Here is a 25934-nt window from a genome sequence, read left to right as displayed (position 1 = left end):
ATGAGTCAGTCACCGCCGTCGACAATCGTCCCGATCTCCGCGCCCATGAGCGCGGCGGCGACGTTGCCCGGCTTCTGGAGATCGAAGATCACAATGGGAATGTGATTGTCCATGCAAAGGCTGAACGCGGTCGAGTCCATGACCTGGAACTGCCGAGTGATGCACTCGCGGAAAGTGACGCGGTCGAACCGCTTGGCATCCGGATTCTTCTTCGGGTCGGAGTCGTAAACCCCGTCGACCATCGTCGCCTTCAGGACCACATTGGCCGACATCTCGCTGGCCCGAAGCGCTGCGGTCGTGTCGGTCGAAAAGAAGGGGCTTCCGGTGCCTGCGGCGAAGATCACCACCCTGCCTTCGGAAAGATGCCGCACGGCCTTGCGGCGGATGAAGGTCTCGGCGACGTTCTTCATTTCGATCGCCGACTGCACGACACACGGCACGCCCTTGTGCTCGAGCGCGCCCTGCAAGGCGAGGGCGTTCATCACGGTGGCCAGCATCCCGACGTAGTCGGCTGTCGCGCGGTCCATGCCACGGGCGCTTGCGGCGGCTCCCCGCCAGAAATTCCCGCCACCGACCACGATGCCCAGCTCGACCTTCCCGGAGCCCATCGCTTCCTTCACCTCGTTCGCCATCCGGTCGACGATCTCCGGCGAAATGTTGTCGGTACTACCGATCTCCCGAAGGGCCTCCCCACTCAATTTCAGGATGACCCGGCGTTTGGAGGAGGGCGACTGGCTACTCATTGCTGCTTGGGCCGATCCAAGCGCCCGCCGTGGTCATTGCAAAGGCAAAACCCATCAGGATCCCTTGACCTCGAACTCACAATCGAGCTCTCGCAGGGAATCGGTCCCCTCATCGGTTCCGAGGATCCTCACGCGGACCTTCAGCTTGTCCGTCTGCGGGGCCTGATAGGCCTCCACCGTCTTGCGGACAGCGACAATTCCCAATTTGAGAACCTGCCTCACGGTGAGGTCGATCCCTTGGGGAATCGCGAGGTCAGCGACGTTGAATTGGACGAGTATCCCGTCCTCGTCCATCTCGGCCGAGATCCCGATCCGACAAAGGACCAGCAGGTTGGCCTCGTCGACCACGTAGTTCGGATCGTTGGATGGCAGCCGATGGGGCGTGCGGACGGCTTCGATCAGGGTCTCGGGAAACGCTCCGCTCAATGCCATCGGCCGCGACATCACCGTCGCCTGCAAGGCCTCACCGGTTTCGCTGACCGCCTCATCGACGTCGGTTCCGTGGAGACTGAGAGGCTCGAAGACCGGCACCACGGAAATGGTCGTGGCGCACAACGAACCGGCGCAGAGAGCAAGGGCAATGAGGAGCTTCATGGAAGGTAGCGGAGAGTCTGGCATTTCGCCCCGACGGAATCAACCGAGACGTCCCGGCCCGGACAGGCGCAACCCGCGCCACCAGTCGAGTGCGGTCATCCGGCGGGCGCCATCGGGCTGCACATCACCGAGCACGAGGCCGCCTTCGCCACAGGCGACCTGCACAGCCCCGTCGACTTCACGGAACTCGCCAGGCTCCGCATCGAGATCGACCACCCCGGAGACGGGATAAAGCTTCAGGCGTTTCGGGGCATCGGAGTCCCCATACACGCACCAGCAGCCGGGCCACGGATCGTAGGCGCGCAATCTTCGCTCAAGACGGTTCGCCGGCCACGACCAGTCGATCTTCCCGGCGTCCCGCTCCAGCTTCGGCACGTGGCTGACTTCACCCAGTCCGCTCTGGGGGAACCGGGGCGCGGATCCTTCGAGCAACAACGGCAAACCCTCGCGCATCGCTTCGACCGCCACTTCGGACAAACGATCGTGCACCGATCCTCCGGTGTCGTCCGCCAGGATCGGCGTGCGTTTGGCCAGAATCACATCCCCCGCATCGAGCTTCTTCACGACGTGCATCAGCGTCACCCCGGTTTCGGCGTCGCCGGCATCGATCGCCGCCTGGATGCAGGCCGCTCCCCGATACTTCGGCAGCAGCGAGGCGTGGAGGTTCACACAGCCCAACTTCGGCAGATCGATGAGCCGCTGTGGCAGGATCTGCCCGTAAGCCATCGCGATGATCAGGTCGGGCGCCAACGCCTCGAGTTGTCCGAGCGCTTCCGGATCCCTGACCTTCTCCGGTTGCAGGATCTCCAGCCCCGCGTCGAGAGCCAGAGTCTTGATCGCCGGCGCCTTCAGCTGCCGCCGACGCCCCGCGGGACGATCAGGCTGCGTGACCAGCGCGATCGGCGGATGGTCGGATCCGAGCAACCAGCGGAAGGTCGGCAGGGCGATATCGCCCGTACCGAGAAAGACGATCCGTGGGGATGGCATCAGCCGATTTCCTTACCGATCGAACGGTAGGCAGGCAACTCGATGATTCGGGCGATGATGTCTCCCAGCACCTCAACCGGTGGCTTGGTCGCATCGATATTGGTCACCAGCGCTTCCGAGTAGTGCTCGAGGATCGGCTTCGTTTCGGCCTCGTAGGTCGCGATCCGGTTCGAAATCACCCGGTCGGAGGCATCATCCATCCGGTTCTCCTTGAGGGCCCGCTTGCGCATGCGCCGGGCGAGCTCGTTGCGGTCGGGACACGAGAGATGGAAGACCTGATGAACCTCGAGGAACTTGTCGATCATCCTGGCCTGGTCGACATTCCGCGGAATCCCGTCGAGGATGAGGAAATCGATATCCGGCTTGTAGACGTGCGACTCCGCCCAGTTCTCGACCTGGGCCTTCCACAGTTCGATCGTCAATTCGTCGGGCACCAGCTCGCCGCGGCTTGAGTACTCGACGAAGCGCTTGCCGATCGGCGTCCGCGTATCGAGCGAGCGGAAGACGTCACCGCAGGCGCAGTGGAAAAACCGTGGAATCGAACCGAGAACCTTTCCCTGGGTTCCCTTCCCCGCCCCGGGAGCCCCGAGGATCAGGAATGCCGGTCTGCGAACGTCGAATGCCTTGCTCATGAAGGCGGGCACCCTAGGGATCCGCCCAAACGGCCGCAAGCCCGATCAGCCTTGCGAGAAGATGAGGAAAAGCGGAAGCGGGACGACAAGCGCGACGTCCGCCATCACCCGCAGCGCATCCAGAGAGAAACGCCGGCGGGTCCGGTTCAGGACCTGCAGCAGCGCCGCGGAGATCAGCACCGCATAGAAGAACGGGCGCGCAGGGGCGTTGGCTCCGTCCACTCCGCGACCGAACATTCCGGGGTTGTCGAAATACGCGAACACCAGCGCGCTGCCGCCGAGGAGCGTGAGAGGCAGCGTCAGGCTCATCTCGTCCGCCGCCTTGACCTCCGGATCGGAAGACATCCTCGAGTGCTCCCAAAGATGGATCGCCGTGATGTTCAGCACGCAGAGAACGGCGAAGGCGATCATTTCGCGCGAGAGGACCATCGACATCATCCCCTGCGACGGGACCGACGTGTGGGCCATCATCGCGGTCCCGTAGCCGAAGGCGAGACCGGCGATCAGGTTGCGCAGATAAGGAACCTCACCCTCCCGCGGCACCGCGATCACGAGAATGAAGAACGCGACGACCAGCCCAACGGCCGGCGCGGAGTACGACAGCAGGAGTTCGACCGGCAATTCGGTCAGCACGAACCAAGGAATCAGGCAGAGGCTCAGCACGACCCCGCCGATGAACCACAGCCGGTGCCGCGCATGGAAAGTATGCCTTTCGCCGAGAGACGGGTCGTTCGGATCGCGGAGACGCTGGTCGATCAGCCGGTCGCAGACGTAGATCACCCACACCCCGAGACCCAGCGCCGCATAGGCTTCCCACTTGAGGTAGTTCACCTGCCATGCCTTCGCGAACATGAAGAGCCATGCCATCGCGACCAAGGGTGCGTCGAGGCTCAGGAGATTTGGCCATAGCCACCAAGGCTTTCGTCCCTCCGACATCCGACGCCGGACCATTCGCGACACCCGGCGGCTTGGCAAGCACCGGTTCGAATGCCTTTTGAAGGAATCTGCTTCCCTCCGCCCCGTGGCGGACCCATCGGTGGTGCGGATGAATCCGGAGTCACCCATCCGAACCCTCGGCTACTCGGCGATCGATTTCGAGTCCGCCGGAGCCGCGCGCGGGCTGACGGACATCCCGGTGCAGGTGGGGATCGCGTCGTGGACTCCGGAGCACGGCATGACCGAACCCTTCGTCTCCTACCTGCGCAGCGACCGCCCCGTCACCTGGTCGGCCCGCAAGGTTCACGGGATCCGCGACGAGGATCTCGTCGGTGCGCCGCGCCTTCAGGAGCTCTGGCCGACCCTCCGCAAACGGCTGGGCGGAGCTGTCGTGGTCGCTCATGGGAAAGGCACGGAAAAACGCTTCCTCCGCGCGTTCCCGGGGCATGGATTCGGTCCTTGGATCGACACCCTGCTGCTGGCCCGCGCGGCGTGGCCCGACCTCGGATCCCACTCGCTCTCCGCGCTCTGCGAGCACCGGGGGCTTGTCGACGATCTGCGGGAATTCATTGAGGCGAGGAAGTGGCACGATGCCCTCTTCGACGCCGCAGCCTCGCTTTTCCTGCTTCGGAACATCGTCGATGCCTTCGAACTCGCCGACCGTCCACTGGAGTGCCTGCTCCGCCCGGACCTCAGCGAGTGGCACCGACTGCGGCGGCCGTAGCAGCCGCGGTTTTCGCTCGCCTCCGGTTGGCCCGCTCTGGTCTGTTCCCGGCATGCCTTCCGTCCACGTAGATCTCGCCGACCGCGCCTACGACGTCGTGGTCGAGAACGGACTCCTTCGCGAGGCGGGAGAGCGGATCGCCCGGCTCGGCATCGGCTCGCGGATTGCCATCGTCAGTGATTCGAACGTCGCGAAGCATCACGGAGGAACGCTCATCGGATCACTTGAGGCGGCGGGCTTCGAGACGACCCTGCATGTCATTCCCGCGGGCGAGGCTTCGAAGGGTTTCGGTCAACTCGCATCGCTGTGCAGCGAAATGGCGGCCTCACGGCATGACCGCTCGTCATCGGTCGTCGCACTCGGAGGCGGCGTGGTGGGCGATCTCGCGGGATATGCAGCGGCATCTTTCTTCCGGGGTGTGCCGCTGGTGCAGATCCCGACCACCATTGTTTCCCAAGTCGACTCGTCAGTGGGAGGAAAGACCGGAATCAATCTGCCGGAAGGCAAGAACCTGGTTGGCGCCTTCCACCAACCGCGGCTCGTTCTCGTCGATCCGGAGACCTTGGCTACCCTACCCTCCCGCGAACTTCGCGAAGGCTTCGCGGAGGTCATCAAGCATGCCGCCATCCGGGATGCGGCCATGCTCGACGAACTCATGGGTCTTGATCCCAACTCGACCGCCGTACCGGCCGACCTGATCGCCCGCAACATCGCGATCAAGGCGCGGATCGTCGAGGAAGACGAACACGAGACGTCGGGCACCCGGGCATTGCTCAATTTCGGCCACACGATCGGCCATGGCATCGAGGCCGCTGTTCCCTACGGCGAACTGCTGCACGGCGAAGCCATTTCACTAGGCCTGCGGGCGGCACTGTACCTCAGTCAGAAACACGCCGGCCTGAGCCACGACACGGCGGCAAAGGTTCTCGGCCTTCTCAAGCGCTTCGGACTTCCGGTCCGGCTCGACGAGAGAATCACGACCGAGGCGGTGCTGGACCGGCTGTCGCGCGACAAGAAATTCGTCGCGGGCCAGATCCGCTTCGTGCTCCTGCGCGCGGCGGGTGATGCCTACGTCGACAAGTCCCTCGACCTCGACGACCTTCGCGAGGCGATCGAAAGCCTCAGGTCCGAGCCCTGATCACATTCCCGGCAGCTCGACCATCCGGGAGTAGTGATACACGTTGCGCGCGTAGTCGTCTTCCGAGAGACCTTGGCCGCTGGCATTCATGCGGATGATTCCGGCGTCGGAAACCACCGACATGCTGATCTCAACCGCTTTCAGGCGGCCCGCCTTCAGCTCGTCGGTCGTCACACCGCTCACGCTGATGTTGCTGTCGATGCCGCTGCCGGTGAGGCTGAACTCGCCCTGTGACTGATCGCTGCTGAGCGTGACACGGACGGTCTCAGGAACGCTGGCGCCGGAGGACCCGCTGCTCTTGGAGATCTCAACGTGGAAGGTGATCGTGAATTGGTGGACGTTCTCGCAGATGAAGTTCTCCTCGTCGTCGACATTCGTCTCGTAGCTGCTGAAGGCGTCCTCAAGGTCGTCTTTTCCAAGAAGATCCTTAAAGGTGTCGTCCGGATTCACGAGCAGGCGGTAGAGCACGAAAGTCGAGGTGCGCTTGTTGTTGCCGCCGTCGATGGGATCCTTGAAGCGCAGGCGGTAGGAGACACAGGAAACGTCCCCACCCTTGTCGACATTCGGATCGCCGACCTGTCCGAGGTAGCGGTCAGTCGCCGCGGTCAGGAAAGTCACACCCACCGCGTCGGCTGCGGATCCTTGGTTCTTCGCAACCTTCGGAAGATTGCCACCTTGAACGATCGCGGCATGCAGCCATTCGAAATTGTTTCCGCGGCGTGAAACCAGCGACTCGAAGTCCTTCGCCATCGTGTCGAGCATCGTCTTGGCCTGACGCGAAGCGCGGATCTCGGACCGGCTGCGGGTCCACGTGTCGGTCGCCACGCCGGTGATCGTCACCAGCACGGTGATGATGATGGCGGTGATCCCCATCGCGACCATCAACTCGATCAGAGTGAAGCCCGAGGAGCGGCGGTTGGAAAAGTGGGTTTTCATAGGGATCGGAATCAGCGGCGGACCGCGAGGTTACGGGTGAAGATCGGGTTCTCGAGCTGGTCGAGGTCGAGCCGGTCCCGGATGTAGGTGTACGATGAGTTCGGCACCGAGAAGAATTCCGCAGCGAAGGCGATGTAGGCCTCCGGATAACCGTCGGCTCCCGCTCCGGAGGCGGTGTCACCATCGCCCGGCGTCGGATCGCTGATCGTGCCCGCCGTACCCTTGCGGAGCTCACCGCCATCAAAGACGAGTTGGGTCAACCTTGCCGTGAAAACACGCCCTTCGAGGGCCTTGAGGTCTTCCTGAAGCTCTGCCGAGTCACGGCGGCGCACGACGGGTTGGACGATGAAGTCCTGACCGGCAACGCCGTCACCCTTGTAAGGCTCCATGGTGCCGTCGGACCGGATGGATCCAGGATTTCCACGGTATTGGTAAATCAACAGCGCTTTGCTGGAGTCGGCGGATTCCTCGATCCACTGGTAGGCCTTCTCGAAGCCGGTATCGAAGTCGTCGGTGTCGTCCGAGCGCAGGGTCACGAGTTCCCGTTCCAGCGCGTAGGCGAGCCGGTCGGCTTCCTGGACACTGATCGCCTTGCGAATGCCTTGGGCAGCGGGCGCGAACACCGCGAGGAAGGCCGTCAGGAGCAATGCGAGCACACCGATCGCGATGACCGTTTCCATCAGGGTGAAACCACCCCGGTTCTTCAGCTGAGGGATACGCATAATAAGTTAGAAGGTTTGGGGGTCGGAGTTGCCGATGATCTGGGTCGGGTCACGGAACACCGAGGTTGAACCGTTGCGCCAAATGACGAAGCCCGCAAAATCCCGCCTGCCTTCGCTGGTGGTCTTCGGATCCTGCCCCATCGCCCGGGCGCCGCTTCCGATCACGAAGCTCGGCCCGGTGTAGTTGCTGCCCGAGAGGCCCGTGGTGCAGATGCCCTCGGAGTTGAACTCGTAGTAAAGATACTTGCCGTCGTAGAAGCCGCCGGCGCCCGTCAGGTTCATTTCCTCGAGCGAGCCACCGGCACCATCGTGGTCGGGGCGGCTGAAGGTGCGGCTGAAGAACACCTTGTCCGGAAGTGTGTAGGCCCGGCTGGAGAGCTTCCAATCGCCGGTCGGCTTGCCGTCGTCATCAAGTTCCTCATAAGCGATCGCAATTCGACGCAGATAGGACTCGGAAGTCGCATCATCAATATCGATGAGGATCCGGGTATTGGTCCCTTTTCCGACCGCTACCGAACGGGCTTCATCAAACAGCGCCTCGGTCGCGGCGATCGCGGTCGAAACCCCCTTGCCACCGCTGCCGCGCAGCGCGACCGAACCGATGGTCAGGAGAATGCTGATGATCAGAATCACGACCAAAAGCTCCACCAATGTGAAGCCTTTGCGCGAAAGGTGAGGTTTGATGTCCATGAACGTTGGGTTTAGGGAAATTGAGCTCATTTATTGGGCGCAAGCAAGCGGGAATGTGATTACATCGCGATTACGTGCATCCCCTTATTTTCGATAGTGTCCTTGATTCGGGCCGCTCATCCAAGCCCAAGCTGAGCGAACCATATCCCGCACGTCTTTGTGCGCTGCCTCCCAGCCGAGGACGTCTTTGGCCAATTGGGGATCCGCAAGCAATTGCGGCGGATCACCCTCCCGTCGAGGGCCGTATTTCACCGGCACTTCTTTTCCGGTGACCTCTTCGACCGCCTCGATGATTTCCTTCACGGAAACCCCGACGCCGGTTCCCAGATTGCAGCGGACCGAGTCACCGCCATCGGCAAGATAGGAAAGGGCTTTGGCATGGGCATCGGCCAGATCGGCGACGTGGATGTAGTCCCGGATGCAGGTCCCGTCGGGCGTCGGGTAGTCGGTCCCGAAGACGTCGACATGGGAGATTTCACCGGTCACGGCCATCAGCACGCGGGGAATCAGGTGGGTTTCCGGGTCGTGATCCTCCCCGATGCTGCCGTCATCCGCGGCACCGCTCGCATTGAAATACCGGAGGCAGGCGCTCTTAAGGCCCCATGCCTGCTCGCAGTCGCGCAGCACCCACTCGAGCATCAGCTTGCTTCTGCCGTAGGGATTGATCGGGTCCTGCGGATTGCTCTCGGTGATCGGAATCGCCGCCGGGACCCCATAAGTTGCGCAGGTCGAAGAGAAGACGAAATTCTTGCAGCCCCGGTCCTGCATCACCTCCAGCAAGGTGAGAGGCTCCGCCGTATTGTTGCGGTAGTATTTGAGTGGATTGGTAACCGACTCACCGACGTAGGCGTAAGCGGCGAAGTGGACGACAGCTTGGAAACCGTGCTCGTCGAACAGCCGCTCAAGCAGCGCCCGGTCTCCGATTTCACCGACCACCAACTCCACGGATTCGTCGACAATCGCGTCGTGATGCCCGAAGACGAGGTTGTCGAGCACCACGATCCGGAATCCCTGCGACGCGAGCAGGCGAACGGTGTGGGAGCCGATGTAGCCGGCACCGCCGGTAACAAGTATGGACGCTGACATCAGATTCGGGGATTTTGCTGCGGCGAGCAAACGGACCGCCTTCCAGCCTGTCAACCCCGCCCAGCGGGGATGACCCGCGAATTTCGTTGAATATCCGCCACATCCGAACCGTCCCATTGACCGAAATGAAACGACTTTTCCAAATCGCCCTCGTGGCGGCAGGCGCCGGGCTCTTCAGCTCCTGCTACTACGACCCCTACTCCAGCGGCTACGGCTACGCCGACTCCTACGGCTACAGCGGCGGCGGCACGGCTTTCATCCACACCAGCAGCGACAACTGGTTCTATGACTCGAAGGTGCGCTGCTACTACGACCGCAGCCGCAGCGCCTACTACGACCCTTGGCTGGGAGGCTACTATCCGAGCGGCTATTGCCCCCAGCCCGTCTACCATGTCCCCCACCCCTACGGATGGAGCGGTCACGGCACCTGCCCTCCTCCGAGGAATGTCCGCTACAACCAGATCGATCGCTACAAGGACCGGATCGCTTTGCTGAAGGCGCGCAACTACCAATGGGCGGAAAAGGTCCGGCTGAACCAAGCCGTAGCATCCGCCAACTGGCAGAATGCCCGCGCCCGTGCCGCGTCGAACTTCCAAGTCGCGAAGGCCAACCAGCAGATCCGCAACCAGCAGCTGCGGAACGCCTACAGCCGGGCCAACCGGGGCAACAACTACCAAGGACAAACGGTGGCGCCGGGCCGGTTCTCGCCCCAGGTCACGCAACCGAAGCCTCCGCAGAACTACAACCAGCGTACGCGCCAGAACTACAATCCGCCGCAGAACAACAACGTCCAGCGGTCAGGCTACAACAAGCCGGTGAACAGCGCCGTGCAGGCCCAGAAGCAGCGGAATGAGCAACTTCGCAACGCGATGTCGAACGCCCGCCAGCAGCAGGCCCAAGCTTATCAGAAGCAGAAAGAGGCTCTGCAGAACTGGAACCAGAAGCGGAAGAACCGCTGATCAGGCTCCCTCCCGGCGTCTTCGATCACGCTGGAGTTTTTCAAGGGTGACCCGCGGCCTCAAGGTCCAGCGGGCACCCAGAAAGCCTGCCATTCCTCCTCCGAAATGGCAGGCATGCGAGGCACCGAACAGGGATCCCCGCGCCCATGTGTCGGCGTGTTCGCCCCAAGTGCCGAGCAACGGAACACCAAGGGCGGGATTCATGATCGCCAGCAGTCCTGCCGAGAGCAGCAGCCCGTAGCCCAGGCTTTGACCGGACAACGGCACCGGCCACATCTTCGAGCCCGGCGAGACTCCGGTCAGCCACAGCATCGCCGCGACCGCGGCACCTGAAGCGCCGACGAGACAGGGCGCCGATTCGCCGGCCCCTCCGAGCACCAGATGCATGGCACCGCCGGCCAACAACCCGGCCAGCAGCACCCGCCACCACAATCCGAAGCCTCCGATCCGCTCAATCCGGGTCCCCACCGCCAGCAGCACCGCGACATTCAAACCGAGGTGCAACCAGCCCCCGTGGAGGAAGCCATGGGTGGCGAGCTGCCAGATCTGACCTCTGAGGATGCCGGCACGGCTCAGCCCGAAATCCTGGTAGATAGCGGGCACGCCATCGACGCCACCGAGCATCGCGATCCCGAGCTGGATCCCGGTTAGCACGAGCACCAGCAGCAGCGTCGCCTTCGCGGCCAACACATCGTCCCCGAGTTCCCGCCATCTGGACACACGTCCGCTCATGAAGTCGGGACGGTGCATGGCTCGGAGGCTTTCGAAAACCGGGAAATCAGTCGATCTCGCGCGAGCGTGGCTCGCGGCTGACCGGATCCCCGCTTCCCGGGGACGTCACAAACGGCCCGCCTTCCAGTGGCGCGACTCCGGTGAAGGCGACGTCCGGCATCTCGCTCGGGCGACCGGCCAATGGGAAATCCTTGCGCAAGGGATGGAACGGGTAGCCCTCCCACATGAGGATGCGACGCAGATCCGGATGATCCGCGAAACGGATGCCCATCATGTCGTAGACCTCACGCTCGTGCCACTCGGCTCCGTCCCAGAGTTTCACCGCGGTCGGAACTTCCTGGTCCTCGCCCACCTTGGCGCGGATGCGCAGATGCTTGGAATCATCGGTCGTCGCCAGCTCGTAAACCATCTCGAAGCGCGGGTCCTCTCCGAAGTGGTCGAGGCTCGAGATATCGAGCAGGAAGTCGTAGCCGAGATCGTTCTTCGCGGTCGCCAGCACTTCGGCCAGGGCCGACAGTTCGACCACCACGGTGTGCTCGCCCCGGAACTCGACGGTCTCGACGACCTTGTCGCCGAACTTCTCCTTCAGGGATTCGGAATCTTTGACGGCCGACATCGGATTCAGGAGGAAAGATCTTCGAAGAATTCCTTTTTCTGCTCCTCGATGGCCTTCACGCCCTCGACCTTGGCCTGAACCTTCATCAGTCCCTCGATCAGAGCCTCGGGACGCGGAGGGCAGCCGGAAATGTAAACGTCGACCGGGATAAGGCGGTCGATCCCCTGCAGCACCGCATAGCTGCGATACATGCCGCCACTCGACGCGCACGCGCCCATCGCGATGCACCACTTCGGCTCCGGCATCTGGTCCCAGATCCGCTTCACCGCGAGCGCCATCTTGTAGGTCACCGTGCCCGCCACAATCATCACGTCGGCCTGACGCGGCGAGAATCGCATCACCTCCATCCCGAAACGCGACAGGTCGAAGCGCGAGCAGGCCGAGGCCATCATTTCGATCGCGCAACAGGCCAAGCCCATCGGCATCGGCCACATCGAGTTCTTCCGCATCCAGTTGATGGCGGCATCGACGCGCGTGAAAATCACGTTGCCCTCGATCTTGGAGTCGTAGGCCGCGTGGGCGAGCTGACTGTTGTCGGAAACCATGGCTGCGGGGCGACATTGCCCCGCCCCCAGCGGACCCTCAAGCGGTTTGTGAAAGTTTTCACAAGCTCCCCAAGATTGCCAAATGCCGCTTCCGGCCCTATCACCCCCGCCCGCCCATGAACCGCATCGATGCCACTTTCGCCCGCCTGCGCTCCGAGGGGAAAAAGGCCTTTGTCGCCTACGTCGCCGCCGGCGACCCGTCCTTCGACGCCTCGCTGGAGGTCGTCCGCGCACTCGCCGACGCCGGCGCCGACGTGATCGAGCTCGGCGTGCCGTTTTCCGACCCGCTGGCCGATGGCATCGTCAACCAACTCGCCGCCGACCGCGCCCTGAAGTCCGGCATGAGCACGCCACGCGTCCTCGACCTGATCCGCGAGTTCCGGAAGACCCACGACACGCCCATCGTGCTCTTCACTTACCTCAACCCGGTCTTCACCTACGGCTACGAGAAGTTCCACACCGATGCCGCCGCGGCCGGGGCCGACGGCATCCTGCTGCTCGACCTGCCGCCCGACGAGGCCGCGCAGAACACCGAACTCGCCCGCGGTGAGGGTCTCCGGCACATCCGCCTGATCGCTCCGACCACCCCGGACGAACGGGTCACGCTTCTCGCCGACGGCTCGGAGGGATTCATCTACGCGCTCTCCCGCACCGGCGTCACCGGCGCCCATGGAGCACCGTCCGATCAGATCGCCGACCAGGTCGCCCGGATCACCGCCCACACCGAAACGCCGGTCTGCGTCGGCTTCGGAATCACGACTCCCGAGCAGGCCGCCATGGTTGCGAAAGCCGGCGACGGGGTGATCGTCGGCTCGGCCATCGTCAAACAGATTGAACTTCACCCCGACCGCGCCGCCGAGGCGGTCCGTGAATTCGTCGCACCCTTGATCGATGCCACTCACGGTGCGTAATCCTTCGCCCTGCAACTCCCAGCTCCCATGCTACTGCACTTCTACAAGATGAACGGTGCCGGCAACGACTTCGTCGTGGTCGACAACCGCGACCTTTCGCTGAACCTCACCGGCGATCAGATCGAGCTTCTATGCGACCGCCACCGCGGCGTCGGAGCCGACGGACTGCTGGCGGTCGAGCCCGCCGAAAACGGTGCCGACTTCAAGTTCCGTTACTACAATGCCGACGGCGGCGAAGCCGAGATGTGCGGCAATGGTGCCCGCTGCTTCGGCCGCTTCACCGCCGCCCTAATGGAAGAAGCACCCGATCAGGTTACGTTCGAAACGATCGCCGGCACGCTGGCCGCGGAGATCGTCGATGAAAACATCCGCATCGCGATGTCGGACCCGGTCGACCTGCAAATGGACAGCGGCGCTTCGGTCGACGGCCTCGACGCCACCCTTCACAGCGTCAACACCGGCGTGCCCCACGTCGTGGCCTACGTCGACGACCTCGAGAACACCGACGTGGTCCGCCACGGCCGCGCCATCCGGAATCACGAACGATTCGCCCCGAAAGGCACCAACGCCAACTTCGCCACCGTCCTCAGCCCCGGGCACATCGCGATCCGCACCTACGAGCGCGGGGTCGAAGACGAAACACTGGCCTGCGGAACCGGCATGGTCGCCTGTGCCCTGATGCATCACCTGCTCACCGGAGCCCCGGCCCCGGTCAAGGTCGACGTGAAGGGTGGCGAAACGCTTGAGATCGGATTCGAGAAGACCGGGGAGCAGCAGTTCACCAAGGTCACCCTCACCGGCACCGCCGACTTCGTCTTCGAAGGCGATATCGAGATCTGAAACCCGGCCCGCACCTCCCGAACCCCTCTTTTTCAACTGACTTCGACGTTCGATGTTGGACGTTCGAGGTTCAACGTCCACCCTCCGCCCATGAGCTTCCGAGGCACCTACACCGCCCTCATCACTCCCTTCTGCGACGGCCAGATTGACCGCCCCGCGTTCCAGGCCCTGATCGACCGCCAGGTCGCTGCCGGGATCGACGGCATCGTGCCCGTCGGCACCACCGGTGAGTCACCTACCCTGAACACACCCGAGCACATTGAGGTCATCCAACTGGCGGTCGATTACGCCAATGGCCGGTGCGAAGTTGTAGCCGGTACCGGCGCCAACGCCACCGCCGAGGCCGTCGAACTCACGATTGCCGCGGAAAAGGCCGGGGCAACGGGCACGCTGCAGGTCTGCCCCTACTACAACAAGCCGTCGGCCGAGGGGCTCTACCAGCACTACAAGGCGGTCGCCGACGCCACCGCACTGCCGGTGATGCTCTACAGCGTGCCCGGCCGCTCCGCGATCCCGATCCCGGTGGAAGTCGCCGCACGGCTCGCGGTCGACTGCCCGACCATCGTCGCCATCAAGGAAGCCGGCGGTTGCGTGGACCGGGTGAACCAACTCGTCCAGGCCCTGCCCGACGGCTTCGCCATTCTGTCGGGAGATGATCCGCTCACGCTCCCGTTCATGTCGTGCGGCGCGGTCGGACTCGTATCCGTCGCCTCCAACCTGATTCCCGACGTCATGGTCCGACTGGTCCGTGCCTGCCTCAACGGGTCCTACGACGAGGCGCTCGCGATGCAGAAGCAATGGTATCCGCTATTCCGCGGACTGATGTCGCTCGACACCAATCCGGTACCGATCAAGGAAGCCGTCGCGATGCAGGGCCACTGCTCCAACGAATTCCGCCTGCCGCTCGTCGGACTCGAATCCACGAAGTCGTCCGCGCTCCGCGAACTGCTCGAGAGCTTCGACCTTCTCTAACGCCATGAACCAGATCCTCGTCACCGGAAAGTCCGGCCGCATGGGCCAGGCCGTGATCGCCGCCGTCAACGCGAACCCGGATACCGAGCTCGCCTCGACCCACGACGCCGGCGAGGACCTCACCGCCGCCATCGCCAAGGCCGACACCGCGATCGACTTCACCATCCATTCCTTCACCGGCGAGTTGCTTGAAGCCGCCAAGAAGGCAGGCACACGGCTGGTGATCGGCACCACCGGCCACAGCGAGGAAGAGAAGCACGCGATCCTCGAGGCGTCGAAGTCGCTGCCGATCGTCTTCGCGCCGAACTTCTCGGTCGGAGTCAACACGCTCTTCTGGCTCACCCGACACGCGGCCCGCATCCTCACCCAGGACCGCTTCGACATCGAGGTGACGGAAATGCACCACCGCCACAAGATCGACGCACCTTCGGGAACCGCCCGACGTCTGCTGGAGATCCTCAACGAAGAGACCGGCACGTCCTATGAGGACGACGTCAAACACGGCCGGGTCGGCCTCACCGGTGCCCGCACCCAGCGCGAGATCGGCATGCACACGCTGCGTGGCGGCGATGTGGTCGGCGACCACACCGTGATGTTCGCGGCCGACGGAGAGCGCGTCGAACTCACCCACAAGGCCTCATCCCGCATGACCTTTGCCGCCGGCGCCGCGCGCGCCGCGGTCTGGTTGGCCGGCAAACCGGCCGGGCTCTACGACATGCAGGACGTACTGGGACTCCAGTAGTCTCTCCCAACGTGAACAACTCCCCCCGTGCCGGAATCGCCTTGGGCTCGAACCTGGGCAACCGCCTGAAGCACCTCCAGACGGCTCGCGATCTGCTCAGGAAGCTATCCCCGGACGAACCGCTCCTGCAGTCGGCCGTTTACCAAACCGCACCCGTCCATTGTCCGGACGGCTCCCCCGATTTCTACAACTGTGTGGTGGAAATCGCGTATCCGGGGGATCCCGACTCCCTTCTCGCCGTCACCCAGGAAATCGAGCGGAAGCTCGGGCGCGACCCCAACGCCGGACGCAACGCTCCGCGGATCATCGATGTCGACATCCTCTACCTCGGTGATTCCCGTGTGGACTCCGAGCAGCTCGAACTCCCCCATCCACGGCTGACCTCCCGACGCTTCGTCCTCCAGCCGCTGTGCGACATTCGACCCGACCTCGTTCTGCCGGGCGACAGCGCCGAGATCCGCGAGCACCTGAAGCATCTCGAATCCGACGAACCTCCCCTGCACCTGGTTCAGGCGGCATGGTAGCGTGCCGCTTGAAACTTTCTTCCCGAGCACCGAAGCTGCGCGCGTGTCCGGCATTGAGAAAGCGACAGCGCTGCGCCAGCGGAAAGGCGACCGGCGGATCACCGCGCTGACCGCCTACGACTACCCGACGGCGCGTCTGTTGGACGAGGCGGGTGTCGACCTGTTGCTGGTTGGCGATTCACTCGGCATGGTGGTGCTCGGATATCCGGACACGACCCATGTGACCCTCGAACACATGCTTCATCATACGGCCGCGGTCGCCCGCGCCGAACCCAAGGCTCTGGTGCTAGGCGACCTTCCCATCGATTCCTACCCCGACCCTGAAACGGCACTGGCCAGCGCCCGCCAGCTGGTCGAGGCAGGTGCGGATGCGGTCAAACTCGAGGGCGGCATCCGTCAGGCCGAAAAAGTCCGGGCCATCACCGAGGCCGGCATCCCGGTCTGCGGGCATCTGGGAATGCTACCGCAGCGGGTCCTTGAGGAAGGCGGCTACCGGAAGAAGGGCAAGACCCCGGAGCAGGCCGCGGCGATCCTCGAAGGTGCCGAGGCCCTGATCGAAGCGGGAGTCTTTGCGATCGTGCTCGAGAGTGTGGTCGCCGACACCGCGGCCGAAATCACCCGCAGCATCTCCGTTCCCACGATCGGCATCGGATGCGGGGAAACCACCTGCGACGGCGAGGTGGCCGTGGTCACTGATCTCGTCGGTTCGTTTCCATGGTTCGTTCCTCCCTTTGCCAAACCCGAGGCAGATGTCGCGACTTCGGTCCGGAAAGCCGCACTCGCCTACGTCAACCGGGTTCAGGAATCATGATCTCTCCGGACAAGCAGGCGGCCCTCGCGGCACGGATGGAGCAACTCGGAGTGAGCGAAGATGATCTCGTCGAGAAGTTCATCCTCGGATCGGGTTCCGGCGGCCAGAAGATCAACAAGACCCACAGCTGCGTTTACCTGAAGCACGAGCCGAGCGGGATCGAGATCAAGTGTCAGTCATCGAGGTCGCGCGAACTGAACCGCTTTCACGCCCGGAAGGAACTGTGCGACGAACTCGATGACCGCCGCCTCGGCCGGGAATCGAAGCGGCGTCAGGCGATCGAGAAGATCCGACGCCAGAAACGCCGTCGCTCGCGCCGGTCGAAGCAGAAGTCGATTCAGGACAAGCGGCTGCTCTCGCGAAAAAAGCAGCTACGCAAAGGTCCGTCGCCGAACGACTGACCTTCCGAAGCAGCTCCGTCCCCCCTCAGAGACCCGCGCTGCCGATCTGCTCGTCGTCCTCGGCGTGCCGCACGCCGTGGCGCAGCCTGAGATCGTCGAGGCAGGCATCGACGAGCCCCTCATCGAGATGGTGGATGTCCTGACCGCGGCCGAGTTCGCGCAGCAACAGCACGGTCAGTTCGCCGCCCAGATGCTCGCGGAATTCCTCGAGACCTTCGTGAACCCGACGGCGACCGTTGGCATCGCGCAGATCGAGCGCATCGTGCCACAAGGGCAGGCGCAGCGTTTCAAGAACGTCGAGCACGCGTTCGGCATCGCATTCGCGGAGAAGTCCGCAGCGTGCCGAATAGAGCGTATCGAGGGCCACCCCGGTCGCCACCGCATGCGCATGGCTGACCGTGAAATTGCTGAGCTGCTCAAGCTTGTGGGCCGACCAGTGGCCGAAATCGAGCGGGCGGCTGCTGCCGGTTTCGAACGGATCGCCGCCCTCGGCGATGTGCCGGGCGTGGGCGAGTGCCGAGCGCTCGACGCATTCCTCGAACGGAGCGGTCTCCAGCGCGGCCAAAGCCTCTGAATTCCGGAAGATCCAATGGAAGAACTCACCGTTCTTCACCAACGCGACTTTCACCGCCTCGATCAGGCCCGAGCGCTGCGTCTCCTCATCCTGACTCTGGAGAAACAGAAAGTCATTCACAACGGCGTAGGGCACCGCGAAAGCACCGATCCAGTTCTTCTTTCCGAAGCCGTTGATCGCGCATTTCACACCCACCCCGCTGTCGTCCTGCGAAAGGGTCGTCGTCGGAAACCGCACCAGCCGGACACCGCGGTGAGCGGTCGCCACGGCGAAACCCACGGCATCTAGAAACGCACCGCCTCCGATGACGATGACGTAGGAGTGACGATCGATGTGCTCGTCGTCGATCTTGGTCCAAACCCTCTGGACGAGAGCATCATCCACCTTGACCTCCTCTCCGCCCGGAAGCACCGAAACCCCTCGCCAGTCATGGCCGAGATCGGCGAAATAGCCGGCGATCTGCCGCTTCAGTTCCGGCCAAGCCGCTGCGACCGCCTCCTCGACGAACACCAGCACGCGACGTCCGCCACCTTCCTCAAGCAGTTCGGCAAGGAGCCGGTTGTCCGGTGCGAACGCTCCGCGGGTGAAGCAAATCCGGTGCTGGAAGTTGACCGGAATCTGGAAATCATGTCGGGACATGGGCTGTTGGAAAGATGCCCTTTCTACGGCCGGATTCCAATGATTCTTAGCGCCATGTGGCGCTGGCCGTGTCAACCGCGACCGGCGCGATTTCGCGCTGGCGGATTGTCGCCCGATCGCCGCAGGCTGCCGCCGTGACGGAGACCCTGTTTGAAACGAAGTGGCTTGGCCTGTACCGCATCGGCCACTGGGATTTCGTGCAGCGCCCGAACTCCGAGAGCTGCGTCGGTATCCTGGCCGTCACCGGGGACCATGAGGTGCTGCTGGTCGAGCAATTCCGCATCCCCTTGCAGCGCCGGGTGATCGAGATCCCTGCGGGACTGGTCGGGGACGAGGTCGAGCACGAGGGAGAGTCCATTGCCGAGACAGCCCGCCGCGAGCTACTCGAGGAAACCGGCTACCAGGCCGGCAAGATCGAGCCGCTGATCGTCTCGCCGACATCCGCCGGCATGGCACGAGAACTCACCCACCTGTTCCTTGCCACCGAGCTCGAGCAGGTCGGCCCCGGCGGAGGCGTCGGCAACGAGGATATCCAACTCCACCGGGTTCCGGTCGCGGACCTCCGGACATGGCTCCGGGCCAAAGAGTCGGAAGGCCTGCTGGTCGACTTCAAGATCCACGCGGCACTCTGGGCAGCGGATCTGCGCTGAGCAGACGGTCCTTACTCCCCACCCGCTTCTTCCCACTCGCCGAAGCGACGGAACTTCTCGTAGCGGCCGTCGAGCAGCTTCTTCACCGGAAGTTTTTCAAGCTCCTCGATCTCGCTCAGCACGATCTCGCCCAGTGCAGCGGCGGCGGCCTTGTGATCATGGTGCGCGCCTCCCTCGGGCTCGGGGATGATCCCGTCGATCAGTCCGAGCGAAAGCAGATCGGGAGCGGAGAGTTTCATGGCCTCGGCGGCTTCCGGCGCGTGCTTGCGATGCTTCCAGAGAATTGCAGCACAGCCTTCGGGGCTGATCACCGAATAGTAAGCGTTCTCCATCATCAGCACCCGGTCGGCGACCCCGATGCCGAGCGCGCCACCGGAACCTCCCTCACCCAGGACCACCGCCACGACCGGCACCTTGAGGGTCATCATCTCGCGCAGGTTGTAGGCGATCGCCTCGGCGATATTCCGTTCTTCGGCACCGATGCCGGGGTAAGCGCCGGGCGTGTCGATCAGGGCGACCACCGGGATGCCGAACTTCTCGGCGAGCTTCATCAGGCGCATTGACTTGCGGTAGCCTTCCGGATTCGCGCTGCCGAAGTTGCGCTTGAGATTCTCTTTGGTGTCGCGGCCCTTCTGATGGCCGAGGACGACCACCTTCTTGCCATTCAGGCGGGCGAAACCGCCGGGCATCGCCAGGTCATCGCCGATCCGCCGGTCGCCGTGGAGCTCGCAGAATTCCGAGAACGCATGAGCGAGGTAATCGAGCATGAAGGGCCTCTGGGTATGACGTGCGATCTGCACCCGCTGCCATGGGGTCAGGTTGAGGTAGATCTGCCGACGGGTTTCGGCGAGCTTGCCCTCCATCGTGGCGATTTCTCCGGACATGTCGATGTCCTGCGAATCGGCTTTGGCACGGAGTTTCTCCAACTCGCGTTCGAGTTCGACGATCGGCTTCTCAAATTCCAGCAACTGCATCGGGATCGGGGTGCGGGCGGCTCGGTGCCAGGAGGCTAACGGGCGGACGAGCGGATTTCCACCTCATTCCCCGTCCGAGTCAAGAGGGCCAATTCCTCCATATCGGCGGGATCGAGGTAAAATCCGCGGGCCAGCTCCTCGGGATCGGCATTTTCGGGAATGGCCGCAATGACAAGCGGCATGCGCTCGATCGTGATCACCTTGGACGCTCCCCGGTATCCGGGCGTTGCGGGTCCGTAGCGACGTCCCTCGCGAACAGCACTCTTGCCGGCGATCGTGGTCTTCTGATCCCCTCCGGGAGCGCCGACCACCGCCTTGAGCGGAAATTCCTTCACAAACACCCCACCGTCCCAGACGGAGAGCGCCTCGCGCTTCGGCTCGATGAGCAGGCGAAATTCCAGCGGCATCACCATCAGCTCATCGCCGGGTTGGAGCGAGTTCAGGTCCATCAGGGCGTTCAGATACATCAGCATGTCGAGGCTGGTCCGGTGCTTGGCCGTAATGCCCAGGTAGGAATCGCCCCGCACCACCGTGTAGACCGACTTGTTCTCCAGATTCGCGGTCGAGAGCACCTCATCCAGGTTCATCTCGCCAACAATCCGACGGGCCTCGGGTGCCGCCTTCGAGCGGGGGTAGATGCTCACGACCGTTCGGAGCCGGTCGCGCGCGCCCGCGAGATCGCCGATCGCGATCATTTCGCGCGCCTTCTCGAAGACCTTCATCCCCGGATCGATGTCCGGCATGTCCGAGCCGGCCTGCGGGAGGGCGACCATCGGCTGCGAATCAACCGTCACCGGGACCAGTTCGGCGAAGAACCCTTCCATCGGCTCCTCGCGGACGTGCCGGACAAGGAGGATGGTGAAGACCACCGCAGCCATCACCATGAGGCCCGCGATAATCCTGATCAGCGTCCAGAGACTCATCCGCCGCCGATCATTCAGAGAAGACCCCGGCGCTGGAAGTCGAAACGGTTGATCGGGATCGAGTGCATGATCATGTCGAGAGCGAACTTCACCACGGAGACCTCCCACGCGTCGTCCACGCCCTCGATCACCGCTTGGGCCGGATTGCCGCGCTGCCGGGCATCCTCGAGCACACGCTCGCGCACCTGCTCGATCGGGTCGTGCACGATCTCTTCGCTCACCGCGCTCCGGGCGAACCGGAATCCGTAGTTGAGAAAGGCCATGTCCTTACCCTCCGATTTCATCTTCTCGACCATCCGCTCGATCCTTTCCTTGGCGGTCGGATCGAACCCCTCCAGCTCGAGTTCGCTATAGGCGTCCGGCTTCACCAGCCGCGGCCGCACGGCCTCGACGTCACCGCTGCGGATCCGGATCTCGCCGGTCCGGTCCATCAGCTCGCTGAGGAGGAGGAACTCGAACCGGGTGTCGCCGAACGTATCGATGCGACGGTCCGGCTCCAGCAGCACGCGCGTGGTTTCCATCGCGTACTGGACGTCGTCGGGTGAATGCATGCCCAAATCTCGCTCGTTCCGTGCCGATCGCAAAGAAAACGGGCGGTCCCGGGTGATCCGGGGCCGCCCGCTTGAAAGTCGCTTTGAGGGAAATCAGCCCTGCGCGCCCTTCACGTAGGTGATCACATCACCCACGGACTGGAGCTTTTCGGCCTCCTCGTCGGGAACCTCGATTTCGAACTCTTCCTCGAAAGCCATCACGAGCTCCACCGTGTCGAGCGAATCCGCGCCGAGGTCCTCGATGAACTTTGCTTCCGGGGTCACTTGGTCGGCATTCACGCCGAGCTGGTCGACGATGATGTCCTTCACGCGGTCTTCGATACTCTTGTCAGACATGGATGTGCTTGTGGTGATTGCGTTGGGGAGGGATTACGCGATCTGGCCCGATCTTGGCAACCCCGAAAACCTTTGAAAAGCAGGCGATTCAGACATCCGAGGGCTTCTCCGGCGGGGGTTCGCTCGATTCCCCCTCGTAGTCGATCAATTCTCCGGAGAATCCGGCCCGAACCGCTTGGATCAGCTTTTCGGCGGGCTCGCCGTCGTCGTGCTTGAAGCCCCCGTAGGTCAGGCCGTCGATCCGGATCTTGCGCTCGCCACCGGAGCCGTTGTCGCTCCACGCAAACGCCAGCCCCTTGCTCTTCCACCTCCGCAGGTCAAGGCGGACCAAATCGCCAAGTTCGACCGGCTTCCCACCGGCCGGCTGGAGCGTTGTGCCGTCGAGCACGATTTTGCGCGCCATGGTGCGGAGCAGAAGGAACAAGGCCCCAAGGAATAGGACCAGACAGATCCAGAAAACCACCCATTGCTCGAAAATTTCCCGCTCCGTGTGGGCATGCTCGGGGGCTTCCTTGACCAGATTCAGCTGGTCTCGGATGGGGTCGAACAGATCCCGCTCCGGATTCCCCAGTCCCGCGGACATGGCATCGTAGTCGGAGAGAAGCTCCGGCCACTTCACGGACTCCACCGTTCCCTCCGGAAGCAGGTTCCGATTCTCGGGAAACTCGACCTCCTGGATCTCGGCAAAGCGGCGCCACTCGCTTGGCGACATCTCGTCCTTGCGCTCGCCGAACTCGGCCACCGCCCGCTCGACCGCCTTCCAGACGTAATAGGAAAGGTTCTCCTCACGGTATCCCGAACGCCCGTCCTTGAAGAACATGGCCGCGAAAATCCCGAACATCAGGATCATCGCCGCCGCGCGCAGCAGGAACCAGGGTGTGGGTTTGCAGACGATCCGCTGACTCATGGGTTTCCTGCGCAGAAAAACCACGGGAGCCGGAATTGGCAAGCCCTCGCCGCCGATCCGCTTTTGACCTCGCCGCCGCCCGCCTCCATGCTCACCGCAGCCGATGGCCTTCTCCGAACAATTCGAGTCCCTTCTCGCCCGCCCGACCCCGCTGATGCGGCGCTTCCGGGGACTTCTCGATCCGTGCACCGACGCGCGCCTGGAATCCATGGCCCGCGAGTCGGCCGCCACCACCCGCAGGCACTTCGGCCGGACGATGCGCCTCTTCGCCCCCCTCTATCTGTCGAACGAGTGCGTCAACAACTGCAGCTACTGCGGATTCTCGCGCGACAATCCGATCCTGCGCACCACTCTTACGGTGGATCAGGTCGTGCGGGAAGCCCGGCACCTCTACGATCTCGGCTTCCGGAACGTCCTGCTGGTCGCGGGCGAACACCCGAAATTCGTCTCGGAAGGATACCTTCAGGAATGCCTCGACGCCCTCAAGACCTTCATCCCGACCCTGGCGATCGAGGTTGGTCCGATGGAGGGCGACCAATACGGCGAAATCGTTTCGCACGGAGCGGAAGGACTGGTCGTTTACCAGGAAACCTACCACCGCGAGACTTACGAGAAACTCCACACCGCCGGACCGAAGAAGAAGTTCGGCTGGCGGCTCGATTGCCCCGAACGGGCCTACCGCGGCGGCTTCCGCAGGATCGGTGTTGGCGCGCTTTTCGGACTGGCCGACTGGCGCCACGAGGCGACCTCGCTCGCCGCCCACGTCGAGTATCTGCTGAGGCATTGCTGGAAGGCGCAGTTCACGGTCGCCTTCCCGCGCATGCGCCCCTACGCCGGCAACTACGAGTATGAGCCGGACCCGGATCTTTTCCTCTCCGACCGCGCGTTGGTTCAGCTTGTCGCCGCCTTCCGCCTGTGCTTCCCGCAGGTCGGTATCGTGATGTCGACCCGTGAGCCCGCCACGCTGCGTGACGCGATCGCCCCGCTCGGCGTGACCATGATGTCCGCCGGCGCACGCACCGAACCGGGCGGCTACACAGGCGCGGGTCACGACGACCTCCACCTCACGCTGCGCGGCCGGCGCGTCGAAATGGAGAACCGCACCGGCTGCGAGAAAGCCACCGAGCAGTTCACCATCGATGACAGCCGCAGCCCTGCCGAAGTTGCGGCCATGCTCTCTCGCCAAGGACTCGATCCCGTCTGGAAAGACTGGGACGAAGCCATTCTCGCCACCTCGTGATGACCGTGACCCTCAATGGCGGAAGCCGTGCCTTCGAGCCGGATTCGATTTCGCTCGAAGCCCTGCTCGGCGAACTCGACCTCGGCGGCAAGCCTGTCGTCGTCGAGCTCAACCGCGAACCGGTCCTGCCAAGCGACTACGCAACGACGACCATCCGCGACGGCGACTCGCTCGAGATCGTCCGGATCGCGGCAGGCGGCTGATTCCATTCCCGCATCGCTGACCTGACGGGTTCTGAGATTGTTTTCAGACGTGCGGACGAGCGGCCTGATCACAGAGGCAACTGGACCGGCGGACCCAGCTCCTGCGGGCGGGTCTCAAGCACGTGGACATCGAGCCACATCTTCACCCGCGCGCCGACCTCACGGATCTTCGTCTTGAAGCCTCCCTGTCCTTCGACGTCGCGTGCGTTGTAGCCGGCGAAGTCGAGTCCGATCGACTTGGCCAGATAGGCGGCCCGCTCGTTCTGGAAACGCTGCGAGATGAAGGTCACCTGTTCGACTCCGTAGATCTCCTTTGCCCGGACCACCGAAGCGAGCGTCCGCAACCCCGCGCTGTCGCCGAAGATCCGGTCCTCCGGAACTCCCGCCGCCACCAGCGCCTCCTTCATCTTCTTCGGCTCGTTGTAGTTGTCCTTGCGGTTGTCGCCGGAAACGATCACGCACCGGAGCTTGCCCGCCTTCCAAAGCTCGGCGGCGGCATCGATCCGGTAGCGGAAGTAGAGGTTCTCCCGACCGTCAATCCGATCATCACAACCGAACACGAGCCCGACCCGCCCGTCGGGTACGTCGGCGATTTCGTCGTGAAGCTTTCCCGCCCCGGCGATCACCGCCGCGACGTTCGCCCACACGACCCAGCCGACGAAACACAGCACGCCCCCGATCGCGAAGTGCCGGAGGGTGCGGAGCGGACGGAACTTCTTCGCTTTTCGGCTCACGGTTGCGGACCTCCGACGGTCTTCTTCGTCCACGCCATCATCGCCTTCATCGCCTCCTCGAAACGGGTCCCGATCGGCTCGCGCGGCGCCAGCACCCGCAGCCGCTCCGGTTGCTCGTCGCCGAAGGTCACCTCGCGGGTGCGGCCAACCAGCTCGCCATCGACTTCAAGCGGGACTTCTCGGTCAGCCGTCACATGCAGTGACCCGGATTGGAAATACGAGACGGTCGAACTGTCGAAGTCGACCCCACCCAACGCGATCCCTCGGAGCGAATCGAGCACCAGCTTGTAGCCGGCCTCCTTGAAGACGAGCACGTCGAGCTTGCTGTCCTGGTTGTCGGCACGATGGAAGAGCTTGAACTGGCCGCCATAGAGCGAGCCGTTTCCGGCGAGCACCGCGACCCCCTCCTCTTCGCGACCATCGTCGCCCTCGACCTTCATCCTCGGCGGCTTCTCACCGAGAACCTTCACCGCCGACAAAAGGTAAGCCAGAGGTCCGAGCACCTTCTTGCTCTCCCAAGTGGTTTCCTCGATCACCGCCGCATCGAATCCGACGCCGGCCATCTGGACGAATGGCGTGCCGTTCGCTTCGAACAGATCCACCTCTTTCACGTTGGCCTCGAGGATCACCTCGAAGGCGCGGTCGAGATTGTCGTAAGGAATGCCGAGCTCGCGTGCGAAGACGTTCATCGTGCCGGTCGGCAGCACTCCCAGCGCGGTCTTCGAACCGGAGAGGCCCTTGACCACCGCGTTAAGCGTGCCGTCTCCTCCGGCGGCGATCACCACAGGTTCACCCTGCTCGGCGAAGCGGTGCGAGAGGGCCTCCGCCTCCTCGGCCGAACGCGTGGCGTAGAGCGCCAACCCGGCGGCATTGTCCATCAGGAACTCCAGCGCTCTCCGCCCCCGCTGGCTCCGTGCCTTCGGGTTGAAAAGTACCGGATATCTCGGAGGGAGGACCACGGC

General features: G+C 63.5%; 33 protein-coding genes. 13 read left to right on the top strand and 20 right to left on the bottom strand.

Translation table 11 applies throughout. The annotated features are described in order from the left end of the window. Positions 1-5: 5 nt before the first annotated feature. From pyrH to HAHE_RS15620, 5 genes are read right to left on the bottom strand one after another with little or no spacing between them, the layout of a single operon-like run. Positions 6-743 (bottom strand): UMP kinase, encoded by a 738-nt coding sequence (gene pyrH, locus HAHE_RS15640; protein ID WP_338685715.1) that lies wholly within the window; start codon positions 741-743, stop codon positions 6-8. Between the two features lie 54 nt (positions 744-797). Continuing rightward, on the bottom strand, positions 798-1337 hold the full coding sequence (locus HAHE_RS15635) for a hypothetical protein (protein ID WP_338685713.1): 540 nt from the start codon (positions 1335-1337) through the stop codon (positions 798-800). Positions 1338-1376: 39 nt separating this feature from the next. Then, positions 1377-2324: a methionyl-tRNA formyltransferase gene (fmt, locus tag HAHE_RS15630; RefSeq protein WP_338685711.1), complete on the bottom strand. Its 948-nt coding sequence runs from the start codon at positions 2322-2324 to the stop codon at positions 1377-1379. Beyond that, complete coding sequence (locus HAHE_RS15625; RefSeq protein ID WP_338685710.1) at positions 2324-2956, bottom strand: nucleoside monophosphate kinase; 633 nt, start codon at positions 2954-2956, stop codon at positions 2324-2326. Before HAHE_RS15625 ends, fmt begins: the two co-directional genes overlap by 1 nt. A 45-nt stretch (positions 2957-3001) precedes the next feature. Continuing rightward, positions 3002-3892, bottom strand: a complete 891-nt coding sequence (locus HAHE_RS15620; protein WP_338685708.1) for a hypothetical protein — start codon at positions 3890-3892, stop codon at positions 3002-3004. Between the two features lie 85 nt (positions 3893-3977). Here HAHE_RS15620 and HAHE_RS15615 point away from each other — a divergent pair, with 85 nt between their 5' ends. Both HAHE_RS15615 and aroB read left to right on the top strand, forming a co-directional pair. Further along, positions 3978-4616, top strand: coding sequence for a 3'-5' exonuclease (locus HAHE_RS15615; RefSeq protein ID WP_338685706.1), 639 nt, complete (start codon positions 3978-3980; stop codon positions 4614-4616). A 52-nt stretch (positions 4617-4668) separates the two neighbouring features. Continuing rightward, the gene (gene aroB, locus HAHE_RS15610; RefSeq protein ID WP_338685704.1) at positions 4669-5754 is read left to right on the top strand and encodes a 3-dehydroquinate synthase; all 1086 of its coding nucleotides are present in this window, start codon (positions 4669-4671) and stop codon (positions 5752-5754) included. Here the strand turns inward: aroB and HAHE_RS15605 are convergent, their stop codons facing one another. From HAHE_RS15605 to galE, 4 genes are all read right to left on the bottom strand, one after another. Then, positions 5755-6690, bottom strand: coding sequence for a type II secretion system protein (locus tag HAHE_RS15605; protein WP_338685703.1), 936 nt, complete (start codon positions 6688-6690; stop codon positions 5755-5757). Between the two features lie 11 nt (positions 6691-6701). Continuing rightward, a complete protein-coding gene (locus tag HAHE_RS15600) occupies positions 6702-7412 on the bottom strand; it encodes a prepilin-type N-terminal cleavage/methylation domain-containing protein (RefSeq protein ID WP_338685701.1) in 711 nt (236 codons plus the stop codon). 6 nt (positions 7413-7418) lie between these two features. Beyond that, complete coding sequence (locus HAHE_RS15595) at positions 7419-8102, bottom strand: prepilin-type N-terminal cleavage/methylation domain-containing protein (protein ID WP_338685699.1); 684 nt, start codon at positions 8100-8102, stop codon at positions 7419-7421. Between the two features lie 84 nt (positions 8103-8186). Beyond that, positions 8187-9188 (bottom strand): UDP-glucose 4-epimerase GalE, encoded by a 1002-nt coding sequence (gene galE, locus HAHE_RS15590; RefSeq protein WP_338685697.1) that lies wholly within the window; start codon positions 9186-9188, stop codon positions 8187-8189. 125 nt (positions 9189-9313) lie between these two features. Between galE and HAHE_RS15585 the strand changes: the two genes are divergently transcribed. Beyond that, positions 9314-10147 carry a hypothetical protein gene (locus HAHE_RS15585; protein ID WP_338685695.1) on the top strand — a complete coding sequence of 278 codons (834 nt, stop codon included), beginning with the start codon at positions 9314-9316 and terminating at the stop codon, positions 10145-10147. Here HAHE_RS15585 and HAHE_RS15580 read toward each other — a convergent pair whose 3' ends face one another. The 3 genes from HAHE_RS15580 to nuoB are packed head-to-tail and all read right to left on the bottom strand — an operon-like array spanning position 10148 to position 12040. Beyond that, positions 10148-10897, bottom strand: a complete 750-nt coding sequence (locus tag HAHE_RS15580) for a rhomboid family intramembrane serine protease (protein WP_338685694.1) — start codon at positions 10895-10897, stop codon at positions 10148-10150. 28 nt (positions 10898-10925) lie between these two features. Beyond that, complete coding sequence (locus HAHE_RS15575; protein WP_338685693.1) at positions 10926-11495, bottom strand: NADH-quinone oxidoreductase subunit C; 570 nt, start codon at positions 11493-11495, stop codon at positions 10926-10928. Positions 11496-11500: 5 nt separating this feature from the next. Then, on the bottom strand, positions 11501-12040 hold the full coding sequence (gene nuoB, locus HAHE_RS15570; protein ID WP_338685692.1) for an NADH-quinone oxidoreductase subunit NuoB: 540 nt from the start codon (positions 12038-12040) through the stop codon (positions 11501-11503). Between the two features lie 116 nt (positions 12041-12156). Between nuoB and trpA the strand changes: the two genes are divergently transcribed. The 7 genes from trpA (at position 12157) to HAHE_RS15535 (ending at position 17241) form a co-directional block, all read left to right on the top strand. Further along, positions 12157-12951 carry a tryptophan synthase subunit alpha gene (gene trpA / locus HAHE_RS15565; RefSeq protein ID WP_338685691.1) on the top strand — a complete coding sequence of 265 codons (795 nt, stop codon included), beginning with the start codon at positions 12157-12159 and terminating at the stop codon, positions 12949-12951. 27 nt (positions 12952-12978) lie between these two features. Next, positions 12979-13791: a diaminopimelate epimerase gene (gene dapF, locus HAHE_RS15560; RefSeq protein WP_338685689.1), complete on the top strand. Its 813-nt coding sequence runs from the start codon at positions 12979-12981 to the stop codon at positions 13789-13791. Positions 13792-13881: 90 nt separating this feature from the next. Next, positions 13882-14763, top strand: coding sequence for a 4-hydroxy-tetrahydrodipicolinate synthase (gene dapA / locus HAHE_RS15555; RefSeq protein ID WP_338685687.1), 882 nt, complete (start codon positions 13882-13884; stop codon positions 14761-14763). Positions 14764-14767: 4 nt separating this feature from the next. Next, positions 14768-15505, top strand: coding sequence for a 4-hydroxy-tetrahydrodipicolinate reductase (dapB, locus tag HAHE_RS15550; RefSeq protein WP_338685685.1), 738 nt, complete (start codon positions 14768-14770; stop codon positions 15503-15505). A gap of 11 nt (positions 15506-15516) precedes the next feature. After that, the gene (folK, locus tag HAHE_RS15545; RefSeq protein ID WP_338685684.1) at positions 15517-16029 is read left to right on the top strand and encodes a 2-amino-4-hydroxy-6-hydroxymethyldihydropteridine diphosphokinase; all 513 of its coding nucleotides are present in this window, start codon (positions 15517-15519) and stop codon (positions 16027-16029) included. 43 nt (positions 16030-16072) lie between these two features. Further along, the gene (gene panB / locus HAHE_RS15540) at positions 16073-16840 is read left to right on the top strand and encodes a 3-methyl-2-oxobutanoate hydroxymethyltransferase (protein ID WP_338685682.1); all 768 of its coding nucleotides are present in this window, start codon (positions 16073-16075) and stop codon (positions 16838-16840) included. Next, complete coding sequence (locus HAHE_RS15535; protein ID WP_338685681.1) at positions 16837-17241, top strand: peptide chain release factor-like protein; 405 nt, start codon at positions 16837-16839, stop codon at positions 17239-17241. Before panB ends, HAHE_RS15535 begins: the two co-directional genes overlap by 4 nt. Positions 17242-17266: 25 nt before the next feature. Here the strand turns inward: HAHE_RS15535 and HAHE_RS15530 are convergent, their stop codons facing one another. Continuing rightward, positions 17267-18454, bottom strand: a complete 1188-nt coding sequence (locus HAHE_RS15530) for a 3-dehydroquinate synthase (RefSeq protein ID WP_338685680.1) — start codon at positions 18452-18454, stop codon at positions 17267-17269. Positions 18455-18522: 68 nt separating this feature from the next. Here HAHE_RS15530 and HAHE_RS15525 point away from each other — a divergent pair, with 68 nt between their 5' ends. Then, a complete protein-coding gene (locus tag HAHE_RS15525) occupies positions 18523-19104 on the top strand; it encodes an NUDIX hydrolase (protein WP_338685679.1) in 582 nt (193 codons plus the stop codon). Between the two features lie 11 nt (positions 19105-19115). Here the strand turns inward: HAHE_RS15525 and HAHE_RS15520 are convergent, their stop codons facing one another. The 5 genes from HAHE_RS15520 to HAHE_RS15500 form a co-directional block, all read right to left on the bottom strand. After that, positions 19116-20078 carry an acetyl-CoA carboxylase carboxyltransferase subunit alpha gene (locus tag HAHE_RS15520; protein ID WP_338685678.1) on the bottom strand — a complete coding sequence of 321 codons (963 nt, stop codon included), beginning with the start codon at positions 20076-20078 and terminating at the stop codon, positions 19116-19118. 35 nt (positions 20079-20113) lie between these two features. Continuing rightward, positions 20114-21001 (bottom strand): LysM domain-containing protein, encoded by an 888-nt coding sequence (locus HAHE_RS15515; protein ID WP_338685677.1) that lies wholly within the window; start codon positions 20999-21001, stop codon positions 20114-20116. A 14-nt stretch (positions 21002-21015) separates the two neighbouring features. Next, complete coding sequence (locus HAHE_RS15510; protein ID WP_338685675.1) at positions 21016-21552, bottom strand: hypothetical protein; 537 nt, start codon at positions 21550-21552, stop codon at positions 21016-21018. 93 nt (positions 21553-21645) lie between these two features. Beyond that, a complete protein-coding gene (locus HAHE_RS15505) occupies positions 21646-21888 on the bottom strand; it encodes an acyl carrier protein (RefSeq protein ID WP_338685674.1) in 243 nt (80 codons plus the stop codon). A gap of 88 nt (positions 21889-21976) precedes the next feature. Next, entirely contained in the window at positions 21977-22795 is an 819-nt protein-coding gene (locus HAHE_RS15500; RefSeq protein ID WP_338685671.1) for a hypothetical protein, read from the bottom strand. A gap of 103 nt (positions 22796-22898) precedes the next feature. Between HAHE_RS15500 and thiH the strand changes: the two genes are divergently transcribed. Together thiH and thiS are read left to right on the top strand one after the other, a co-directional pair. Then, positions 22899-24035, top strand: coding sequence for a 2-iminoacetate synthase ThiH (gene thiH, locus HAHE_RS15495; RefSeq protein ID WP_338685669.1), 1137 nt, complete (start codon positions 22899-22901; stop codon positions 24033-24035). Then, positions 24035-24238, top strand: a complete 204-nt coding sequence (gene thiS / locus HAHE_RS15490) for a sulfur carrier protein ThiS (protein WP_338685668.1) — start codon at positions 24035-24037, stop codon at positions 24236-24238. Before thiH ends, thiS begins: the two co-directional genes overlap by 1 nt. 68 nt (positions 24239-24306) lie before the next feature. On the opposite strand, the gene HAHE_RS15485 is transcribed toward thiS, so the two are convergent. Next, positions 24307-24972, bottom strand: coding sequence for a SanA/YdcF family protein (locus tag HAHE_RS15485; protein WP_338685667.1), 666 nt, complete (start codon positions 24970-24972; stop codon positions 24307-24309). Beyond that, on the bottom strand, positions 24969-25931 hold the full coding sequence (locus HAHE_RS15480) for a diacylglycerol kinase family protein (RefSeq protein WP_338685666.1): 963 nt from the start codon (positions 25929-25931) through the stop codon (positions 24969-24971). Before HAHE_RS15480 ends, HAHE_RS15485 begins: the two co-directional genes overlap by 4 nt. Between the last annotated feature and the right edge of the window lie 3 nt (positions 25932-25934).

The sequence above is a fragment of the Haloferula helveola genome (assembly GCF_037076345.1).
GTDB lineage: Bacteria > Verrucomicrobiota > Verrucomicrobiia > Verrucomicrobiales > Akkermansiaceae > Haloferula > Haloferula helveola.
This window is presented reverse-complemented; position numbering and strand designations above follow the sequence as displayed.

What these genes read in the sequence shown, in the direction of transcription:
- pyrH (WP_338685715.1), bottom strand. Translation starts at nt 743, where the DNA reads ATGAGTAGCCAGTCGCCCTCCTCCAAACGCCGGGTCATCCTGAAATTG.
- HAHE_RS15635 (WP_338685713.1), bottom strand. Translation starts at nt 1,337, where the DNA reads ATGAAGCTCCTCATTGCCCTTGCTCTCTGCGCCGGTTCGTTGTGCGCC.
- fmt (WP_338685711.1), bottom strand. Translation starts at nt 2,324, where the DNA reads ATGCCATCCCCACGGATCGTCTTTCTCGGTACGGGCGATATCGCCCTG.
- HAHE_RS15625 (WP_338685710.1), bottom strand. Translation starts at nt 2,956, where the DNA reads ATGAGCAAGGCATTCGACGTTCGCAGACCGGCATTCCTGATCCTCGGG.
- HAHE_RS15620 (WP_338685708.1), bottom strand. Translation starts at nt 3,892, where the DNA reads ATGTCGGAGGGACGAAAGCCTTGGTGGCTATGGCCAAATCTCCTGAGC.
- aroB (WP_338685704.1), top strand. Translation starts at nt 4,669, where the DNA reads ATGCCTTCCGTCCACGTAGATCTCGCCGACCGCGCCTACGACGTCGTG.
- HAHE_RS15605 (WP_338685703.1), bottom strand. Translation starts at nt 6,690, where the DNA reads ATGAAAACCCACTTTTCCAACCGCCGCTCCTCGGGCTTCACTCTGATC.
- HAHE_RS15600 (WP_338685701.1), bottom strand. Translation starts at nt 7,412, where the DNA reads ATGCGTATCCCTCAGCTGAAGAACCGGGGTGGTTTCACCCTGATGGAA.
- HAHE_RS15595 (WP_338685699.1), bottom strand. Translation starts at nt 8,102, where the DNA reads ATGGACATCAAACCTCACCTTTCGCGCAAAGGCTTCACATTGGTGGAG.
- galE (WP_338685697.1), bottom strand. Translation starts at nt 9,188, where the DNA reads ATGTCAGCGTCCATACTTGTTACCGGCGGTGCCGGCTACATCGGCTCC.
- HAHE_RS15585 (WP_338685695.1), top strand. Translation starts at nt 9,314, where the DNA reads ATGAAACGACTTTTCCAAATCGCCCTCGTGGCGGCAGGCGCCGGGCTC.
- HAHE_RS15580 (WP_338685694.1), bottom strand. Translation starts at nt 10,897, where the DNA reads ATGCACCGTCCCGACTTCATGAGCGGACGTGTGTCCAGATGGCGGGAA.
- HAHE_RS15575 (WP_338685693.1), bottom strand. Translation starts at nt 11,495, where the DNA reads ATGTCGGCCGTCAAAGATTCCGAATCCCTGAAGGAGAAGTTCGGCGAC.
- nuoB (WP_338685692.1), bottom strand. Translation starts at nt 12,040, where the DNA reads ATGGTTTCCGACAACAGTCAGCTCGCCCACGCGGCCTACGACTCCAAG.
- trpA (WP_338685691.1), top strand. Translation starts at nt 12,157, where the DNA reads ATGAACCGCATCGATGCCACTTTCGCCCGCCTGCGCTCCGAGGGGAAA.
- dapF (WP_338685689.1), top strand. Translation starts at nt 12,979, where the DNA reads ATGCTACTGCACTTCTACAAGATGAACGGTGCCGGCAACGACTTCGTC.
- dapA (WP_338685687.1), top strand. Translation starts at nt 13,882, where the DNA reads ATGAGCTTCCGAGGCACCTACACCGCCCTCATCACTCCCTTCTGCGAC.
- dapB (WP_338685685.1), top strand. Translation starts at nt 14,768, where the DNA reads ATGAACCAGATCCTCGTCACCGGAAAGTCCGGCCGCATGGGCCAGGCC.
- HAHE_RS15535 (WP_338685681.1), top strand. Translation starts at nt 16,837, where the DNA reads ATGATCTCTCCGGACAAGCAGGCGGCCCTCGCGGCACGGATGGAGCAA.
- HAHE_RS15530 (WP_338685680.1), bottom strand. Translation starts at nt 18,454, where the DNA reads ATGTCCCGACATGATTTCCAGATTCCGGTCAACTTCCAGCACCGGATT.
- HAHE_RS15520 (WP_338685678.1), bottom strand. Translation starts at nt 20,078, where the DNA reads ATGCAGTTGCTGGAATTTGAGAAGCCGATCGTCGAACTCGAACGCGAG.
- HAHE_RS15515 (WP_338685677.1), bottom strand. Translation starts at nt 21,001, where the DNA reads ATGAGTCTCTGGACGCTGATCAGGATTATCGCGGGCCTCATGGTGATG.
- HAHE_RS15510 (WP_338685675.1), bottom strand. Translation starts at nt 21,552, where the DNA reads ATGCATTCACCCGACGACGTCCAGTACGCGATGGAAACCACGCGCGTG.
- HAHE_RS15505 (WP_338685674.1), bottom strand. Translation starts at nt 21,888, where the DNA reads ATGTCTGACAAGAGTATCGAAGACCGCGTGAAGGACATCATCGTCGAC.
- HAHE_RS15500 (WP_338685671.1), bottom strand. Translation starts at nt 22,795, where the DNA reads ATGAGTCAGCGGATCGTCTGCAAACCCACACCCTGGTTCCTGCTGCGC.
- thiH (WP_338685669.1), top strand. Translation starts at nt 22,899, where the DNA reads ATGGCCTTCTCCGAACAATTCGAGTCCCTTCTCGCCCGCCCGACCCCG.
- thiS (WP_338685668.1), top strand. Translation starts at nt 24,035, where the DNA reads ATGACCGTGACCCTCAATGGCGGAAGCCGTGCCTTCGAGCCGGATTCG.